Annotated in this window: 19 protein-coding genes; 6 read left to right on the forward strand and 13 right to left on the reverse strand. The window is 72.2% G+C overall.

The window, feature by feature from the left end; all coding sequences use genetic code 11:
- Positions 1-19 precede the first annotated feature (19 nt).
- Complete coding sequence (locus ACLGIH_RS14000; protein WP_416525573.1) at positions 20-868, reverse strand: menaquinone biosynthetic enzyme MqnA/MqnD family protein; 849 nt, start codon at positions 866-868, stop codon at positions 20-22.
- A gap of 289 nt (positions 869-1,157) precedes the next feature.
- Here ACLGIH_RS14000 and ACLGIH_RS14005 point away from each other — a divergent pair, with 289 nt between their 5' ends.
- Entirely contained in the window at positions 1,158-1,361 is a 204-nt protein-coding gene (locus ACLGIH_RS14005; RefSeq protein ID WP_004984723.1) for a cold-shock protein, read from the forward strand.
- A 135-nt stretch (positions 1,362-1,496) separates the two neighbouring features.
- Here the strand turns inward: ACLGIH_RS14005 and ACLGIH_RS14010 are convergent, their stop codons facing one another.
- Positions 1,497-2,069 carry a helix-turn-helix domain-containing protein gene (locus tag ACLGIH_RS14010; RefSeq protein ID WP_416525574.1) on the reverse strand — a complete coding sequence of 191 codons (573 nt, stop codon included), beginning with the start codon at positions 2,067-2,069 and terminating at the stop codon, positions 1,497-1,499.
- A gap of 151 nt (positions 2,070-2,220) precedes the next feature.
- Between ACLGIH_RS14010 and ACLGIH_RS14015 the strand changes: the two genes are divergently transcribed.
- Positions 2,221-2,925 (forward strand): AzlC family ABC transporter permease, encoded by a 705-nt coding sequence (locus tag ACLGIH_RS14015; protein ID WP_416525575.1) that lies wholly within the window; start codon positions 2,221-2,223, stop codon positions 2,923-2,925.
- A complete protein-coding gene (locus ACLGIH_RS14020) occupies positions 2,922-3,236 on the forward strand; it encodes an AzlD domain-containing protein (protein WP_416525576.1) in 315 nt (104 codons plus the stop codon). The genes ACLGIH_RS14015 and ACLGIH_RS14020 overlap by 4 nt, the downstream gene beginning before the upstream one ends.
- Positions 3,237-3,587: 351 nt before the next feature.
- Here ACLGIH_RS14020 and ACLGIH_RS14025 read toward each other — a convergent pair whose 3' ends face one another.
- The gene (locus tag ACLGIH_RS14025) at positions 3,588-5,516 is read right to left on the reverse strand and encodes an AMP-dependent synthetase/ligase (protein WP_416525577.1); all 1,929 of its coding nucleotides are present in this window, start codon (positions 5,514-5,516) and stop codon (positions 3,588-3,590) included.
- A 271-nt stretch (positions 5,517-5,787) separates the two neighbouring features.
- Positions 5,788-7,074, reverse strand: coding sequence for an acetyl-CoA C-acetyltransferase (locus ACLGIH_RS14030; protein ID WP_416525578.1), 1,287 nt, complete (start codon positions 7,072-7,074; stop codon positions 5,788-5,790).
- A gap of 117 nt (positions 7,075-7,191) precedes the next feature.
- Between ACLGIH_RS14030 and ACLGIH_RS14035 the strand changes: the two genes are divergently transcribed.
- Both ACLGIH_RS14035 and ACLGIH_RS14040 read left to right on the forward strand, forming a co-directional pair.
- Positions 7,192-8,493 carry a 3-oxoacyl-ACP reductase gene (locus ACLGIH_RS14035; protein ID WP_416525579.1) on the forward strand — a complete coding sequence of 434 codons (1,302 nt, stop codon included), beginning with the start codon at positions 7,192-7,194 and terminating at the stop codon, positions 8,491-8,493.
- Complete coding sequence (locus tag ACLGIH_RS14040) at positions 8,493-9,350, forward strand: MaoC family dehydratase (protein ID WP_416529375.1); 858 nt, start codon at positions 8,493-8,495, stop codon at positions 9,348-9,350. The genes ACLGIH_RS14035 and ACLGIH_RS14040 overlap by 1 nt, the downstream gene beginning before the upstream one ends.
- On the opposite strand, the gene ACLGIH_RS14045 is transcribed toward ACLGIH_RS14040, so the two are convergent.
- From ACLGIH_RS14045 to ACLGIH_RS14085, 9 genes are all read right to left on the reverse strand, one after another.
- Positions 9,338-10,015, reverse strand: coding sequence for a TetR/AcrR family transcriptional regulator (locus ACLGIH_RS14045; protein ID WP_416525580.1), 678 nt, complete (start codon positions 10,013-10,015; stop codon positions 9,338-9,340). The two genes, ACLGIH_RS14040 and ACLGIH_RS14045, sit on opposite strands and share 13 nt — an antisense overlap.
- Before the next feature lie 96 nt (positions 10,016-10,111).
- Positions 10,112-11,422, reverse strand: a complete 1,311-nt coding sequence (locus ACLGIH_RS14050; protein WP_416525581.1) for a dicarboxylate/amino acid:cation symporter — start codon at positions 11,420-11,422, stop codon at positions 10,112-10,114.
- 72 nt (positions 11,423-11,494) lie between these two features.
- On the reverse strand, positions 11,495-11,596 hold the full coding sequence (locus ACLGIH_RS14055; protein WP_416525582.1) for a putative leader peptide: 102 nt from the start codon (positions 11,594-11,596) through the stop codon (positions 11,495-11,497).
- 165 nt (positions 11,597-11,761) lie between these two features.
- Positions 11,762-12,061: a DUF4229 domain-containing protein gene (locus ACLGIH_RS14060; RefSeq protein WP_416525583.1), complete on the reverse strand. Its 300-nt coding sequence runs from the start codon at positions 12,059-12,061 to the stop codon at positions 11,762-11,764.
- Between the two features lie 103 nt (positions 12,062-12,164).
- Complete coding sequence (locus tag ACLGIH_RS14065) at positions 12,165-12,689, reverse strand: GNAT family N-acetyltransferase (RefSeq protein ID WP_416525584.1); 525 nt, start codon at positions 12,687-12,689, stop codon at positions 12,165-12,167.
- A 16-nt stretch (positions 12,690-12,705) separates the two neighbouring features.
- Positions 12,706-13,356: a UdgX family uracil-DNA binding protein gene (locus tag ACLGIH_RS14070; protein WP_416525585.1), complete on the reverse strand. Its 651-nt coding sequence runs from the start codon at positions 13,354-13,356 to the stop codon at positions 12,706-12,708.
- A 180-nt stretch (positions 13,357-13,536) separates the two neighbouring features.
- Positions 13,537-14,700 carry an aminofutalosine synthase MqnE gene (gene mqnE, locus ACLGIH_RS14075; protein ID WP_416525586.1) on the reverse strand — a complete coding sequence of 388 codons (1,164 nt, stop codon included), beginning with the start codon at positions 14,698-14,700 and terminating at the stop codon, positions 13,537-13,539.
- A 93-nt stretch (positions 14,701-14,793) separates the two neighbouring features.
- Entirely contained in the window at positions 14,794-15,249 is a 456-nt protein-coding gene (locus tag ACLGIH_RS14080; protein WP_416525587.1) for an Lrp/AsnC family transcriptional regulator, read from the reverse strand.
- Between the two features lie 84 nt (positions 15,250-15,333).
- Complete coding sequence (locus ACLGIH_RS14085) at positions 15,334-16,017, reverse strand: UbiX family flavin prenyltransferase (RefSeq protein WP_416525588.1); 684 nt, start codon at positions 16,015-16,017, stop codon at positions 15,334-15,336.
- Between the two features lie 89 nt (positions 16,018-16,106).
- On the opposite strand from ACLGIH_RS14085, the gene ACLGIH_RS14090 reads away from it, so the two are divergent.
- On the forward strand, positions 16,107-16,730 hold the full coding sequence (locus ACLGIH_RS14090; protein ID WP_416525589.1) for a rhomboid family intramembrane serine protease: 624 nt from the start codon (positions 16,107-16,109) through the stop codon (positions 16,728-16,730).
- Positions 16,731-16,765: the final 35 nt, after the last annotated feature.

Raw genomic sequence — 16,765 nt, forward strand, 5'->3', positions numbered from 1 at the left:
TGCCGGGCGCCGGCGGGCCTCACGGCCGGAGCAGGTCCACCTTCACGTCCGCCGGGAATCCCGTCGTCGGACCGACCCGGCGGGCGAACTCGGCGACCGCCTCCAGCTGCGGGGCGCCGAAGCGGAAGTCGAGGGTGGTGAAGTACTGCGCGAGGGTCGCCTCGTCGAAGTCCTCCCAGCGGGCCGCCTGCTCGGCGACCTTGCCGACCTCCTCCAGGGAGAGGTTGCGGGAGGCGAGGAAGGCCTCGTGCACCCGGCGGGTGATCTCCGGCTCGCGTTCGGCGTAGTCCCGCCGGGCCGCCCACACCGCGAAGACGAACGGCAGGCCCGTCCACTCCTTCCACAGGGCGCCCAGGTCGTGCACCTCGAGGCCGAAGCGGGGGCCGTCGAGCATGTTGGCGCGCAGCGCCGCGTCGCCGATCAGTACGGCCGCCTCCGCCTCCCGCATCATCAGGCTCAGGTCGGGCGGGCAGCTGTAGTAGTCCGGTGCCACGCCGAAACGCTCGGCCAGCAGCAGCTGGGCGAGCCGGACGGAGGTGCGCGAGGTCGACCCGAGGGCGACCCGGGCACCGTCGAGCTTCTCCAGCGGGACCTGGGAGACGATCACGCACGACATCACCGGGCCGTCGCAGCCGACGGCGATGTCGGGGAAGGCGACGAGTTCGTCCGCGTGTCTGAGGAACTCGACCAGGGTGACCGGTCCGATGTCGAGATCGCCTCGGACGATCTGCTCGCTGAGCCTTTCCGGGGTGTCCTTCGTCAGCTCGAAGTCGAGGAGCGTGCCCGTTCTCGCCAGCCCCCAGTACAGGGGCAGGCAGTTCAGGAACTGGATGTGGCCGACACGCGGCCGGGTGCGAGGATTGTCCACATCGTGAGGCTAGCCCTCGCCCGCCGCCCGCCGGGTGCCGGCCCCGGCGTCAGCCGGACGGCCGAGGTGTTCAAACATGCGGGTGAAGTGATCTTGGCCTCTGTTGCTTTCGGCGGCCTGCGTGCTAGGCTCGCCGCAAGTTGCAGTTTGGTTTCCCTTGCAGTGCAGAGCCTGCGGAGCATGTGACCGCGGGCTCTTGTCATTATCAGACGTATGCAGTTGTGCAGAATTCATCTTCACACTTGCTGGTTCTGGAGGCAGGGCAACCCTTTGAGCCCAAGGAGGGCTTATGGCTACCGGAACCGTTAAGTGGTTCAACGCCGAAAAGGGCTTTGGTTTCATCGCCCAGGAAGGCGGCGGCCCCGACGTCTTCGTCCACTACTCCGCGATCAACGCGACCGGTTTCCGGTCCCTCGAGGAGAACCAGCAGGTGTCCTTCGACGTCACGCAGGGCCCCAAGGGCCCGCAGGCGGAGAATGTCACTCCTGTCTGATTGACAGCAGTACCCAAGGAGCCCCGCGCCGTTCCGGCGACGGGGCTCCTGCCCTTTCCGGGCACCATGCGGTGATACGTGTCATACGTGTCATACGTGTCATACGTGTCATAGGTGTCATACGTGTCATACGTGTCATACGTGCTGCATGATCAGCACGAACGCGGTTCCCGGCACCAGTGCCTCGTAGGCGTGCGGCACATCCCCGCGATAGGCCAGGTAATCCCCGGGACCCAGTTCCACGCTTTCGCCGCGCGGACCCGCCTTGACCCGCCCGGCGCTGACGATCAGATGCTCCACCGTCCCCGGAACGTGCGGCTCTGATTCCCGGGCGGCGCCCGGCTCGGCGGTGAGGCGGTAGATGTCCCGGCGGGCGCCGGGCGGGCTGGCGGAGAGCAGGGTGGCGACGTAATCGGCCTGTTCGGACGCGACCTGGGGGCCCTCGCCGGCCCGGATCACCCGCACGGCGGGCACCGGCGGCTCCACCAGCGCACTGAACGGCACACCCAGGGCCACGGCCAGCGCCCAGAGCGTCTCCATGCTCGGGTTGCCGCCGGCCGCCTCCAGCTGCGACAGCGTGGACTTCGCGATGCCCGCCCGCTTGGCCAGCTCCGACAGGGACAGCCCGGCGCGGGCCCGTTCGCGCCGCAGGGACGTGGCGATCCAGTCGAGGGGCAGTCGGGGCGGCAGGTCACTCGGGTCGGTCATGGCCTCACTCCGGTCGTCTCTGTTGCTGCGCTGCGGCCGTCGGTTCGGTCGGCACGTTCGGGTCGGTCGGGACGGCCACCCCATTCGTTCGGCATGGAAGTCCGATCGTTCGCGTTGACGAACGCGACGCCTACCGTCCATTGTAGAAAACATGCGTTCGGTACAGCGAACACCCCTCCTTTTCCCCGTCCGTGATCCGGACCTCCTCCGGGACGTGGCCCTCGTCTGCGTCGCCGGCGGCATCGTCGGTGTGTCCTTCGGTGCCATCGCCGTCGCCGGAGGGCTGCCGGTATGGGTGCCGGTGGTGATGTCCCTGGTGGTCTACGCGGGCTCGGCCCAGTTCAGCGCGGTCGGCGTGCTGCTCGCCGGCGGCGGCCCGGTCGCCGCGGTGGCCACGGGCCTGCTGCTCAACACCCGCACGGCGGCCTTCAGCCTCGCGGTCGCGGACATCATCGGCACGAGCCGGGCGGCGCGTCTGCTGGGCGCCCACCTGGTCACGGACGAGACGGTGGCGTTCGCGCTCGCCCAGGCCGGCCCCGAGCGGCGGCGGGCGGCCTTCTGGCTCGCCGGCATCGGCCTGTTCGCCGTGTGGAACGCGGGTGTCCTGGCCGGGGCGCTCGCCGGAAGCGCGCTGGGGGACCCGGCGGCCTACGGGCTGGACGCCGCCTTCCCGGCGGTGCTCGCCGCGCTCGTGCTGCCCGCCCTGCGCAAGGACGCGGGCCTGCGCCGGGCCGCTCTCGCGGGGACCGTCGTCGCGCTGGCGGCGACCCCGGCCGTACCGGCGGGCGTGCCGGTACTACTGGCGCTGAGCGGGCTGGTCTTGCTCGGCTCCTTCCGGCGGGAGGGGGCGGCATGAGCGCGACGGTCGCCGTGATCCTGGCCCTCGCCGTCGGGACGTACGCCTTCCGGCTGGTGGGCCCGGCCCTGCACGGGCGGGTCACCGTCCCGGACCGGGCCCAGCAGCTCCTGTCCGCCGGTGCGGTGCTGCTGCTGGTCGCGCTGCTGGCGACGGGGGCGCTGGCGGAGGGCGGGGGCTTCGCGGGCTGGGCGCGTCCGGCCGGGGTGCTGGTGGGCGGTGTCCTGGCGTGGCGCCGAGCGCCGTTCGTGGTGGTCGTCGTCGGAGCGGCGGCGGTGACGGCGCTGCTGCGGGCGGCCGGGGTGCAGTGAGAACTCGGCCGTAGCCGGCGGTCACCGGCCACCCACGACCTCCGGCACCACCGGCACCACCGGCCACCCACGACCTCCGGCACCACCGGCACCACCGGCCACCCACGACCTCCGACACCACCTGCACCACCGGCACCACCGGCCACCCACGACCTCCGGCACCACCGGTACCCACCGCCCAGCCACAGCCTCCGGCACCACCGGTACCCACCGCCCAGCCACAGCCTCCGGCACCACCGGCACACCACCGGCCAACGGCGCCCACGGGGCACCGGCGCACCACCGGCACCGACAGCCTCGCAGCTCGGCCCCTCCCCCTCACAGCTCGGCCCTCGGACATCGGACGTCGGCTCAGCTCCCGTACAGCCCCTCCACCGCCTCCGCGAAGTCCCGCATGATCGCCTCTCGCCGTAGCTTCATCGACGGGGTCAGATGGCCCGCCGCCTCCGTGAAGTCCCTCGGCAGGACGGCGAAGCGGCGGATGGACTCCGGGCGGGAGACCAGCTTGTTGGCCTCGTCGACCGCGCGCTGCAGCACCGCCAGCAATTCCTCGTCGTCGGTCAGCAGTTCCGGCGGCACCGGGTGCTTGCCGTTCATGCGGCGCCAGTGGGTGATGCCGTCGGGGTCGAGGGTGAACAGCGCCGTCACGTAGGGGCGGGCGTCGCCCAGGACGATGCACTGGGAGATCAGGGGGTGGGAGCGCAGCCAGTTCTCCAGCGGGGCCGGCGCCACGCTCTTGCCGCCCGCCGTGATCAGCATCTCCTTCTTGCGGCCGGTGATCGTCAGGTACCCCTCGTCGTCCAGGGCACCGATGTCGCCGGTGGGGAACCAGCCGTCCGGCGCGGCCGGGACCACGCCCCCGGCGGCAGGGTCCCAGTAGCCGTGCAGGATGTGCTCGCCGGCGAGCAGGATCTCGCCGTCCGCGGCGATGCGGACCCGGGTGCCCGGCAGGGGCCAGCCCACGGTGCCCAGCCGGGGTTTCAGGGGCGGCGTCACCGTCGCCGCGCCCGTCGCCTCCGTCAGGCCGTAGCCCTCGTAGATCTCGATGCCCGCACCGGCGTAGAAGGCGGCCAGGCGGCGGCCCAGCGGGGAGCCGCCGCAGATGGCGTAGCGGACGCGGCCGCCCATCGCGTTGCGCAGCCGGCGGTAGACCAGGGGGTCGTACATGGCACGGGCCGCCCGCAGCGCGCGCGAGGGTCCGCCTCCCCCGCCCGTCTGTTTGGCCTCCAGCGCCTCGCCGTACTTCACCGCCACCGACACCGCGCGGTCGAAGGTCGACGCCCGGCCGCCCGATTCGGCCTTGGCGCGCGCGGTGTTGAAGACCTTCTCCAGCATGTAGGGGATGGTGAGCAGACAGGTGGGGCGGAAGGCCGCCAGGTCCGGGAGGAGGTGCTCCGGCTTCAGGCTCGGGGCGTGGCCGAGGCGGACCCGGGCGCGGACGCAGGCCACGGCCACCATGCGGCCGAAGACGTGGGACATGGGCAGGAAGAGGAGTACCGAGGCCTCTTCGCTCGTCCTCGCCTTGAAGATCGGGTAGAGCAGCTCGATGGCGTTGTCGACCTCGGCGAAGAAGTTGCCGTGGGTGAGGGCGCAGCCCTTCGGGCGGCCGGTCGTGCCCGAGGTGTAGATGAGGGTGGCCAGCGTGGTCGGGCCCAGCATGCCGCGGCGCACGGCGACCTCGGAGTCCGCGATCGCCGCGCCCGCCTCCGCGAGCCGGTCCACGTGGCCCTTGTCCATCACCCACAGGTGCCGCAGGTCGGGTATGTGGCCCAGTTCCGGGCCGAGGGCCGCCGCCTGGGCCGACGTCTCCGTGACCAAGGCGACGGCGCCCGAGTCCTGGAGTATCCAGCGGGTCTGGAAGAGGGAGGAGGTCGGGTAGACGGGGACGGTCACCAGGCCGGCCGCCCAGGCGGCGAAGTCGAGCAGGGTCCACTCGTACGTCGTCCGGGCCATGATCGCCAGCCGGTCGCCCGGCATCAGGCCCTCCGCGATCATGCCCTTGGCCACCGCCAGCACCTGCGCGGCGAACTCGGCCGCCGTCACCTCCGCCCAGCTCCCGTCCGGGCCCTTGCGGCTGAGCACCACCGTGTCCGGGACCGCCGCGGCGTTGTCGAACGGCAGGTCCGCGAGCGAGCCGTGCCGCACCGGAGGCGCGAAAGGCGGGACATACGCCTCCCGGACCGCCCCGTCCAGCCGCCGGGTCTCGGGTTCCACGAGGGCGGGGCCGGGCGCGTCGGTGAAGGCGGCGGACGCGGCGAAGGAGGGAAGGGGGGTCGACACGGGCGGCTCCTGGGACGTGCAGCGGCGACGCTGCCTGCTGCATGACGTGCGTGCCTCGTACGCCGGGGCGTTCACCGAGGCCTTCACCGACGGACCGTCACGGGCAGGGGGTTACCGCCGGTCAGGTGAGGATCGTACGGGGCTGTCGTGGGGAGGTCGTGCACGTTCGGGGACGGTCCGGGGCCGGGTCTGTGCAACCTCGCGGGTTACGTGAGGGTAGATCAGGTTTCCTCCACCGGTCGTCCACTCGGTCGCCCGCCCGGTCGTCCGCTCAGGGCCGCTCCAGCACCGCCGTCACCCCTTGACCGCCCGCCGCGCACACCGAGATCAGGCCCCGCCCGGGTCCCTCGCGCTCGGCGAGCAGCTGGGCCAGCGTCGCCACGATCCGGGCGCCGGTGGCCGCGAAGGGGTGGCCGGTGGCGAGGGAGGAGCCGGCCACGTTCAGCCGGGCGCGGTCCACCGGGGGCAGTCCGCGCTTCTCCCAGGCCGCCAGCGTGGCCAGCACCTGGGAGGCGAAGGCCTCGTGGACCTCGACCAGGTCGAAGTCGGCCAGGGACAGCCCGGCCCGCTCCAGCATCCGCGGGACCGCGTACGCCGGGGCCATCAGCAGGCCGTCCTCACCGTCCGCCACGTCACCGGCGACGAAGTCGACGGCCGCCGTCTCGTACGTCGTCAGATACGCCAGCGGTTCCAGGCCGTGCCGCTCGGCCCACCCCTCGCTCGCCAGCAGCACCGTCGCCGCGCCGTCCGTCAGGGGTGTCGAATTGCCGGCCGTCATGGTGGGGTTGGCGTCCTCGGTCCCGAACACGGGTTTCAGGCCCGCCAGTTTCTCCGGTGTCGAGTCCGGGCGCAGGTTCTGGTCGCGGGCCAGGCCGCGGAAGGGGATCACCAGGTCCTGGAAGAAGCCGCGTTCGTAGGCCGCCGCCAGCCGCTGGTGGCTCGTCGCCGCCAGTTCGTCCTGCGCCTCGCGGGTGATGCCCCAGGCGCGGGCGGTGACGGCGGCGTGCTCGCCCATCGACAGGCCGGTGCGCGGCTCGGCGTTGCGCGGGATGTCGGGGACCAGGTGCGCGGGGCGCACCTGCGCCAGGGCCTTCACGCGGCCCTGGAGCGTCTTCGCCCGCCGCGCCTCCAGCAGCAGGCGCCGCAGCCGGTCGTTGACCCCGAGGGGCGCGTCGCTCGCCGTGTCGGCGCCGCCCGCGACCGCCGACTCGGTCTGGCCGAGGGCGATCTTGTTGGCGGCGGCGATCACGGCCTGGAGCCCGGTGCCGCAGGCCTGCTGGACGTCGTACGCGGGGGTGCGCGGGTCCAGTGCCGAGCCCAGCACGGTCTCGCGGGCGAGATTGAAGTCCCGGCTGTGCTTGAGCACCGCGCCGGCCACGAACTCGCCGACGGCTCCCGGGCCGTGCAGGCCGAACCGCTCGACCAGCCCGTCCAGGGCGGCGGTCAGCATCTCCTGGTTCGAGGCCGTGGCGTACGGGCCGTCGGAGCGGGCGAACGGGATGCGCGCGCCGCCGACGATCGCGACCCGGCGAACCCCTGGAGACTCCACGGAACTCATCTGGACCTGCTCCTCACCCGTGCGCTGGACGATAGGCTTACCACCGGTAACCTTACTCCAGAGTAATCACCGAGTACCCAGATGTCAGCCGCTGAGCCACCCATGGGGAGACGGAACATGGCCGACCGCTATCTACGCTTCACCGGCACCGCACCCGGCCGCTTCCTGACCCGCCGCCTCGGTCTGCCGCAACCCGCCGAGCTGCACCGCTGGTCGCCCGGCCGTCCTCACCTGGACGGCGGCCTGCGGCACCTGACGGCGGGCAAGTCGGACCTCGACCTGGCACCGGTCCTGCACCGCACCGGTCCGGCCGCCGGCACCGGACGCCCGGCCGCCGTGGTCCTCGACGCCACCGGCGTCGGCGACATCGAGGCGCTGGCCGAGGTGCACGCGGCCCTGCACCCGGTCGTGGGGTCGGTCGCGCCCGGCGGCCGGATCGTCCTCCTCGGCGCCCCGCTCGACGCCGCCGACCACCACCAGGCCGCCGCGCAGCAGGCGCTGGAGGGCTTCACCCGCTCGCTCGGCAAGGAGATCGGCCGGGGCAGGACCGTGAACCTGGTCCGGCTCACCGACGCCGCCGCCGCCGAGTCCACCCTGCGCTTCCTGCTCTCCCCCGCCTCGGCCTACGTCAGCGGCCAGGTCATCGACGTCGGCGCCGGGGAGACGGCCGTCCCGGAGGACTGGGACCGCCCCTTCGCCGGGCGCACCGCCCTGGTCACCGGCGGTGCGCGCGGCATCGGCGAGGCGGTCGCCGAGACGCTGGCCCGCCACGGCGCCCGGGTCGTCGTCCTCGACGTGCCGCAGGCGGAGGCGGACGCCCGGCGCGTCGCCGAACGGCTCGGCGGCGGTGCGCTCGGCCTCGACATCACCGCCGCCGACGCCGGTGAGCGGATCGCCCGCGCCCTGCCCGGCGGCCTGGACGTGCTGGTCCACAACGCGGGCATCACCCGGGACCGGCGGCTGGTCAACATGCCCGCCGAGCGCTGGAGTTCGGTGCTGGACGTCAACCTGGCGAGCGTGCTGCGCACGACGGACGCGCTGCTGGCCACCGGCACGCTGAAGCCGGGCGGCCGGATCGTGGCCACGGCCTCCATCGCCGGGCTCGCGGGCAACGCGGGCCAGACCAACTACGGGGCGAGCAAGGCCGGGATCGTCGGACTGGTCCGCTCCCTGGCGCCACGCGCGCTCGCCGAGCACGGGGTCACCGTGAACGCGGTCGCGCCGGGGTTCATCGAGACGAGGATGACGGCGGCCGTCCCGCTGCTCATCCGCGAGGCCGGGCGCCGGATGAACTCCCTCGCCCAGGGCGGACTGCCCGTCGACGTCGCCGAGACGACCGCCTGGCTCGCCCACCCGGCCTCCGGCGCGGTCAACGGCCAGGTCGTGCGGGTCTGCGGCCAGAGTCTGCTGGGGGCGTGATGACCGCGACCGCGAGTACCGTGACCCTGGCCGCCCCGCCCGCCCTGCCGCCGCTCCTCGCCCGCGGCGCCCTGCTCTCCCCCTTCAAGCGGCCCCGCCCCGACGCCGCCCACCCCCGCACCCGCCTGGTGCTGCCCGGGCTGCGCATCGATCTCGCGCGGCTGGCGGCGTACGAGCGGGTGTGCGGGTTCGCGACGGGGGCGAACGCGCTTCCGGTGACGTATCCGCATGTGCTGGGGTTTCCGCTGGCCATGCGGCTGATGAGCGGGCGGGACTTCCCGCTGCCCCTGCTCGGTCTGGTGCACACGTCGATCGGCATCACGCGGTGGGCGGCGATGCCGGCGAGCGGGGAGTACGAACTCGCCGTGCGCGTGGCCGAGCTGGCGCCGCACCGGCGCGGGACCGAGGCCGCCGTCGTCACCGAGGTGAGCAGCGGCGGGGACGTCGTATGGGAGTCGCGCAGCACGTATCTGGCGCGGCACCGGACGTCCCCGTCCCCCGCCGGGAAGCCCCGCCGGCCGGAGCCCGGACCGCTGCCGGTCCGGGACGAGTGGCGGCTCGGCGGCGACCTGGGCCGGCGCTACGGTGCCGCCTCCGGTGACCGCAACCCGATCCACCTCCACCCGCTCACCGCCCGCCTGTTCGGCTTCCCGCGGGCCATCGCGCACGGCATGTGGACCGTGGCGCGCTGCCTGGCCGCGCACGGCACGCCCGACGCGGTGGTCGTGGGGGCCGAGTTCCGGGCGCCGGTGCCGCTGCCGGGGAGGGTCGTGTACGGGGCGGCGGACGGGCGGTTCGAGCTGCGCGGCGGCCCGGACGGCCGGCTGCATCTGACCGGCGACGTCTACCCGGCCTGAGCGACCGGCTCCGCGTCCTCCTCGGCGGGCGGCGACCAGGAGCGGCCCGCCATGAGGCTGCCCAGGCCCGCCCAGGCGAAGTTCATCAGGGTGGCCGCCGCCTGCCGGGCCGTCACGCCGGGGCTGCCGCCGGCCCAGTCGGCGAGCGACTCGGCGGCGCCGACCAGGGCCTCGGCGAGTCCGGCGACCTCGTGCTCGGGCAGGTCGGGGTCCCGGTGGGCCTCGCGTGCGGCGGCGGCGATCAGCTGGGTCACGAACGCGACGATCTCCTTGCGCATCGCCGTGACCTCGGCGGCGAAGGTCTCGCCGTGGGTGCGGGCCTGGATGTGCAGCACCGCCCAGCCGTCCGGGTGCTGGGCGGTGTGCGTGAAGAAGGCCCGCAGACCGTTCCAGAGCTGGCGGTCGGCGGGCAGCTCCGAGGGCTGTGCGGCGGCCCGGACGGCCTCGGTGAGGGCCTGCGCCTCGCGGCGGATGCAGGCGCTGAAGAGGTCTTCCTTGGAGTTCAGGTACAGGTAGACCAACGGCTTGGAGACACCGGCGAGTTCGGCGATCTCGTCCATCGACGCGGCCATGTAGCCGCGCTGCCCGAAAATCGTCACGGCGGCGTCCAGCATCTGCTGCTCACGGACCGCACGCGGCATCCGCTTGGTCTTTCCGGCACCCATGCGGATTAGCGTACGGTCCGTGCGGCGGTCTGCGGGCACGTCGCCGGCCGGAGGCCACGGCGTCCGGCCGCGACGCCGTCGGCCGGGGCCCCGTCGTCAGGCCGCGGCCGCCACCGGCTCGGCCTGGCGCTCCCGCTCGGGCTCGTCGATCGGCGAGCTGTGCGCCGCGTCGTAGGCCTTGCGGTCGAGCAGGCCCTCGCGGGCGGAGACGATGACGGGGACCAGGGCCTGGCCGGCGACGTTGGTCGCGGTGCGCATCATGTCCAGGATCGGGTCGATCGCGAGCAGCAGACCGACGCCCTCCATGGGCAGGCCGAGCGTGGACAGGGTCAGCGTCAGCATGACCGTCGCACCGGTGAGACCGGCCGTGGCGGCCGAGCCGACCACCGAGACGAATGCGATCAGCAGGTAGTCGGTGACGCCGAGCTGGATGTCGAAGATCTGCGCGACGAAGATCGCGGCGATCGCCGGGTAGATCGCGGCGCAGCCGTCCATCTTGGTGGTCGCGCCGAACGGCACCGCGAAGGACGCGTACTCCTTCGGCACGCCGAGCCGCTCGGTGACCTTCTGGGTCAGCGGCATGGTGCCGACCGAGGAGCGCGAGACGAAGGCCAGCTGGATGGCGGGCCAGGCGCCCTTGAAGAACTGGAGCGGGTTGGCCTTGGCGACGGTGGCCAGCAGCGCCGGGTAGACCACGAACATCACGATCGCGCAGCCGACGTAGATGTCGGCGGTGAAGGTGGCGTACTTGCCGATCAGGTCCCAGCCGTAGGTGGCGATGGCCTTGCCGATCAGGCCGACGGTGCCGATCGGGGCGAGGCGGATGACCCACCACAGGGCCTTCTGGAGGAGGGCGAGGACGGACTCGCTCAGGTTCAGGATCGGCTGGGCCTTCTCGCCGAGCTGGAGGGCGGCGATACCGGCGACGGCGGCCATGAAGACGATCTGGAGCACGTTCAGCTCGGTGAACGGCGTGATGACGTCGGTCGGCACGATGCCGGTCAGGAAGTCGATCCAGGAACCGGTGCTGTCCGGCTTGGCGCCGTCGGCGGGGGTCAGGCCGGTGCCGGCGCCGGGGTTGGTGACCAGGCCGATGGTGAGGCCGATGGCCACCGCGATCAGCGAGGTGATCATGAACCAGAGGAGGGTGCGGGACGCGAGGCGGGCCGCGTTGTTGACCTTCCGCAGGTTGGTGATCGACACCAGGATCGCGAAGAAGACGAGCGGTGCGACGGCCAGCTTCAGCAGGCCGATGAAGGTGTCGCCGACCTTCTCCAGGGTGGTGACCAGCCAGGAGACGTCCTGGCTGCGGGCCAGCCAGCCCAGCAGGACGCCGAGGACGAGACCGGCGAGTATCTGGGCCCAGAAGGGCACCTTGAAGGACTTCGTGCGTGTGGACACGGACATGCTCCGTAAGGGACGGGACGCGGGGACGGACGCGCTGTACTGACGTGGGCGATGACGGGGTGAAGAGGTACGTCAGGGGCGACAGGTCGCGGACGCGCACCGACAGAGGTCCACGTGCAGGCGCGCCACGAGCGGAACGCTCGACGGCGGTGGGGGCGCGGCTGCGTGCTTCATGCGCACGACTTTAACACTGGTGCTTTGGGACGCCCAAAGCCTCACTTTGAGAGGCCGAGGGGGCCCGATGCCCCGCAAAACGCAAAGCGCCCCGGTTTCCTGCGGATTGGGAAACCGGGGCGGGTGCGTCTGTGACGGAGGTTACGGCCGTCGCGACGGTGGTGGCTACGGGGTCTGCCCCTGGGCCCGGGCGGTGTCGTCGGCGACGTCCTCCTGGCTGCGGCTGGCCTCCAGGTTGGCCTTCATCCGGTCCACCCGCTGCACGACCTGCACGGAGGCCCGGTCCCGCTCCTTGCGCAGCACCACGAAGCTGATCGGGGCCGAGAGCAGCAGGGACAGCAGGATGATCCACATGCCGTTGGAGTCACCCAGGCCGCGCGGGAAGACGCCGGCGTAGACGAGGCCCCAGACGACCACGAGGCAGCCCACGAAGATCCCGAGGCGCATCAGCGTGTAGCGGAGCATCTCAATCCACTCTTCCGTTTCTGGCACAAAGAGGCATCGTCCAGTGAAGCATGCCGGGGCGCGGACCCCGCAGGGGGGTGGCGGGAGCCCTCGGGCGCGGGGCTCAGCCCAGCGGCAGCAGCATGACGATGTCGTCGCGGTCGTCGCCCGGCGCCACCCGGATCGCGCCGGGCACCCGGCCGACCTCCTTGTAGCCGCAGGACTCGTAGAACCGCTCCAGGCCGAGGCCGCCCCGGCAGGTCAGGCGTATCGCCTCGATCCCGTCGACGGTGCGGGCCGCGTGCGCGGCGGCGGACATCAGGTCCCGGCCGTACCCCCGGCCCTGGTACCTCGGGTGCACCATCACCGTGTAGAGCCACAGCCAGTGCGTCATCAGGCGGTGGGTGTTCAGGGTGAGGAAGGCGGTGGCGGCCACCCGTCCGTCCGCGTCGTGGCCGACGAGCAGCCGGGTGCGGCCCTCGGCCATCGCCACCAGGTGCTTGACCAGCTCCGGGCGGATGGTCTCCCGGCTCACCGGGGGGACGAAGCCGACCGAGCCGCCCGCGTTGGAGACGTCGGTCCACAGATCGAGGATGCCGTCACGGAGTTCGGGCGTGACGGCGGGATCGAGCGTGAAGGTAAGGGACACGTACTGATGGTAGCCATTACGCCAGGGTGTCGGCCGCCACTCTCAGATCGGACAGCAGCCCCTGGTACGCCGCGTCCCGGTCCTCCGCCCGCAGCACCGAGGACGGGTGCACGGTCGGCACCAGCAACTCGGGGCGCCCGTGGATCTCCTCCTCCAGGACCGTGCCGCGCACCTGGGTGACCCGGAACGACGAGCCGAGCAGCGCCTTCCCGGCCGTGGCCCCGAGCACCACGATCAGCTCGGGCTCCACCACGGCCAGCTCGGCGGCGAGCCACGGCCCGCACGCCGTCATCTCGCGCAGGCTGGGCGCCTTGTGGATACGGCGCTTGCGCGGCTCGGCCTGCGTGAACTTGAAGTGCTTGACGGCGTTGGTGACGTACGCCTCCGCCGGGTCGATGCCGGCGTCGGCCAGGGCCCGGTCGAGGAGCTTGCCGGCGGGTCCGACGAAGGGCTTGCCCTGCCGGTCCTCCTGGTCGCCGGGCTGCTCGCCGATGAGCATCACCCGGGCGTCGGTGTTTCCGGCGCCGAACACGGTCTGCGTGGCGTCCCTGTGCAGGGGGCAGCCCCGGCAGCCGGCGGCGGCCTTCCGCAGGGCGGCGAGGCCGCCGCGGTCCGGAACGAAGGGTTGTGCGGTGTAGTCGTCCTCGGGGGCTCGGGCGGTGGACATGGGTACCGGGTACCCGCCGCGGGAGTCACGGATCCCTGCCGGGTGCGGGTACGTGGGGGCCCGGTCGCACAGTTCGCCGCGCCCCTTGGAGGCTGGTCCGGTGCACGTACCCGAAGGGGCGCGGGGAACTGCGCGACCAGCCACGAACCACCCGCACCCGGCGACGGACCCGGAGCGACCTCACACCCTCATCGGCTGCGGCGATTCGCGGCGCCCGGCGTCAGGGCCGTCGTACTCGCGGATGATCTCGTACCGCGTGTTCCGCTCCACCGGCCGGAAGCCCGCGTCGCGGATCAGGTCCAGCAGGTCCTCGCGGGTCAGCTTGTTCGGCGTGCCGTAGTTGTCCGCGTCATGCGTGATCTTGTACTCGACGACCGAGCCGTCCATGTCGTCCGCACCGTGCTGGAGGGCCAGCTGCGCGGTCTGCACGCCGTGCATCACCCAGAAGACCTTGACGTGCGGGACGTTGTCGAACAGCAGCCGGGAGACCGCGAAGGTCTTCAGCGCCTCGGCGCCGGTCGCCATCTGGGTGCGGGCCTGGAGGCGGTTGCGCACCTTGCCGTCCTGCATGTCCACGAAGTCGTGCTGGTAGCGCAGCGGGATGAAGACCTGGAAGCCGCCGGTCTCGTCCTGCAGCTCGCGCAGCCGCAGCACGTGGTCCACGCGGTGCCGGGGCTCCTCGATGTGGCCGTAGAGCATGGTGCACGGCGTCTTGAGCCCCTTCTCGTGCGCCAGCCGGTGGATCCTGGACCAGTCCTCCCAGTGGGTGCGGTGGTCCACGATGTGCTGCCGGACCTCCCAGTCGAAGATCTCCGCGCCGCCGCCGGTGAGGGACTCCAGACCGGCGTCGATCAGCTCGTCGAGGATCTCGGAGGCGGACATCCCGGAGATGGTCTCGAAGTGGTGGATCTCGGTGGCGGTGAACGCCTTGAGCGACACGTCCGGCAGGGCCGCCTTCAGCTCGCGCAGCGAGCGCGGGTAGTACCGCCACGGCAGGTTCGGGTGCAGTCCGTTGACGATGTGCAGCTCGGTGAGGTTCTCGCTCTCCATCTCCTTGGCGAGCTTGACGGCCTCCTCGATGCGCATGGTGTACGCGTCCTTCTCCCCCGGCTTGCGCTGGAAGGAGCAGTAGGCGCAGGAGGCCGTGCACACGTTGGTCATGTTGAGGTGGCGGTTGACGTTGAAGTGGACGACGTCGCCGTTCTTCCGCGTCCGCACCTCGTGCGCGAGGCCGCCGAGCCAGGCCAGGTCGTCCGACTCGTACAGCGCGATGCCGTCCTCGCGGGACAGCCGCTCACCGGAGCGGACCTTCTCCTCCAGCTCGCGCTTGAGCCCGACGTCCATGCCGATACCTCTTTCCTGAGACAGACTGCGTCCACCGTACGCCCCCGCCCTTCGGCCGGGGGGAACCCCGGGCGGCGCTCCGCGCCCGGTCCGCTACACCTCTTCGGGCAGCTCACCGACCCGGTTCTCCCACTTCGTGGAGAGCACGATGGTGGTACGGGTGCGGGAGACACCCTTGGTGCCGGAGAGCCGGCGGATGATCTTCTCCAGGCCGTCCACGTCGGTCGCGCGCACCTTGAGCATGTAGGAGTCGTCGCCGGCGATGAACCAGCAGTCCTCGATCTCCTGGAGGTCCTTCAGCCGCTGCGCCACGTCCTCGTGGTCGGCGGCGTCGGACAGCGAGATGCCGATCAGGGCGGTGACGCCGAGGCCGAGCGAGGCGGCGTCCACGGTGGCCCGGTAGCCGGTGATGACGCCGGCCGCCTCCAGCCGGTTGATGCGGTCGGTGACGCTGGGTCCCGACAGACCGACGAGGCGCCCCAGCTCCGCGTAGGAGGCCCGGCCGTTCTCTCTGAGGGCCTGGATGAGCTGCCTGTCCACCGCGTCCATTGCGATCGAAGCCTTCCGATGAGGAGGTCTGAGAGGAGGTCTGAAGAGTTCCTGAAACGTGCGTGTGTGTGGGGGTGACGGCGGTCAGGCGGGGCGCGAGCCGCCGCCCAGCTCCCCCCGCCAGCGTCGGTAGAGGCCGTGCTCGACGCCCGCCGCGTCGAGGACGCGTCCGGCGACGAAGTCCACCAGGTCCTGGATGTGCGTGGCCCCCGCGTAGAAGGCCGGTGAGGCGGGCACCACGGCCGCGCCCGCGTCGTCCAGGGCCACCAGGTGTCTGAGGGTCCGGCCGTCCAGCGGGGTCTCCCGGACGGCCACCACCAGCTTGCGCCCCTCCTTCAGGGTCACGCTCGCCGCCCGCTGCAGCAGGTCCTTCGACAGGCCGAGGGCGACCCCCGCCACGCAGGCCGTCGAGGCGGGCACGATCAGCATGCCCTTGGTGCGGTACGACCCCGAGGACGGCCCGGCGGCCAGGTCGCCGGCGCTCCAGTGCCGTACGCCGGCGATGTCCGCCTGGAAGGTCCCCGGCTTGCCGTCGGCCCCGCGGGAGAGCCATTCGCGCAGGTCGTCCTGCCAGTGGGCGTCCCGGAAGGAGATGCCGGTCTCATCGAGCAGGGTGAGCCGCGAGGCCCGGCTGACGACCAGGTCGACGCTCTCGCCGGCGGCGAGCAGTGCGCGCAGCACCGAGGCGGCATACGGAGTGCCGGAGGCGCCGGACACCCCTACGATCCAAGGCGTACGACGCGTCTCTCCTGGCTTGACTGGGTTCACGACACCGAGCCTATCCGGCTCCCGGGGGTGGGAACCGGCCAAGGGGGCCCGGGCGTTCCCTGGATGGGACGCACGCAGTGGGGGTCGTCATGTCGGGTACACCGGACACGCCGGTATCGGGGCGGCAGTGGTCGCGCGGCGACCGGGTGAGGGCCGCGGCCAAGCTGATGGTGGCCTGGGTGGCGCTGCTGTGGCTGCTGGAAGTGATCGACGTGGCCACCGGCCATGCGCTGGACCGCTTCGGCATCGTCCCGCGGGTGCTGTCCGAGCTGGCCGACGTCGTGCCCGCGTCCTTCGTCCACTTCGGCTTCACCCATGTGGCCGCCAACAGCGTGCCGCTGCTGGTCCTCGGCTTCCTGGCGGCGCTCGGCGGCATCGGCCGGTTCCTCGCCGTGTGCGCGCTGATCATCGTGGCCGACGGCCTGGGCGTCTGGCTGGTCTCCCCCGGGTACAGCAACACGGCGGGCGCCTCCGGCCTGATCTTCGGCCTCTTCGGCTTCCTGCTGGTCAGCGGCTTCGTGGAGCGACGCCCGCTCGGCGTCCTGGCCGGCGTGCTGATCGCCGCGATCTGGGGCGGCACCATCCTGGCGGGCATCGCCCCGACCCAGTCCGGCGTGAGCTGGCAGGGCCATCTGATCGGCCTGGCGGCGGGAGTGGCGGCGGCGTTCGTCTTCCGCCGGCGGCCCGATCAGCCGACTCCGCTCATACGGTGAGACTCACACGGCCGGACTCATGCGGTCGGACCCAT

The sequence above is a fragment of the Streptomyces hamibioticus genome, from assembly GCF_047946815.1.
Taxonomy (GTDB): domain Bacteria; phylum Actinomycetota; class Actinomycetes; order Streptomycetales; family Streptomycetaceae; genus Streptomyces.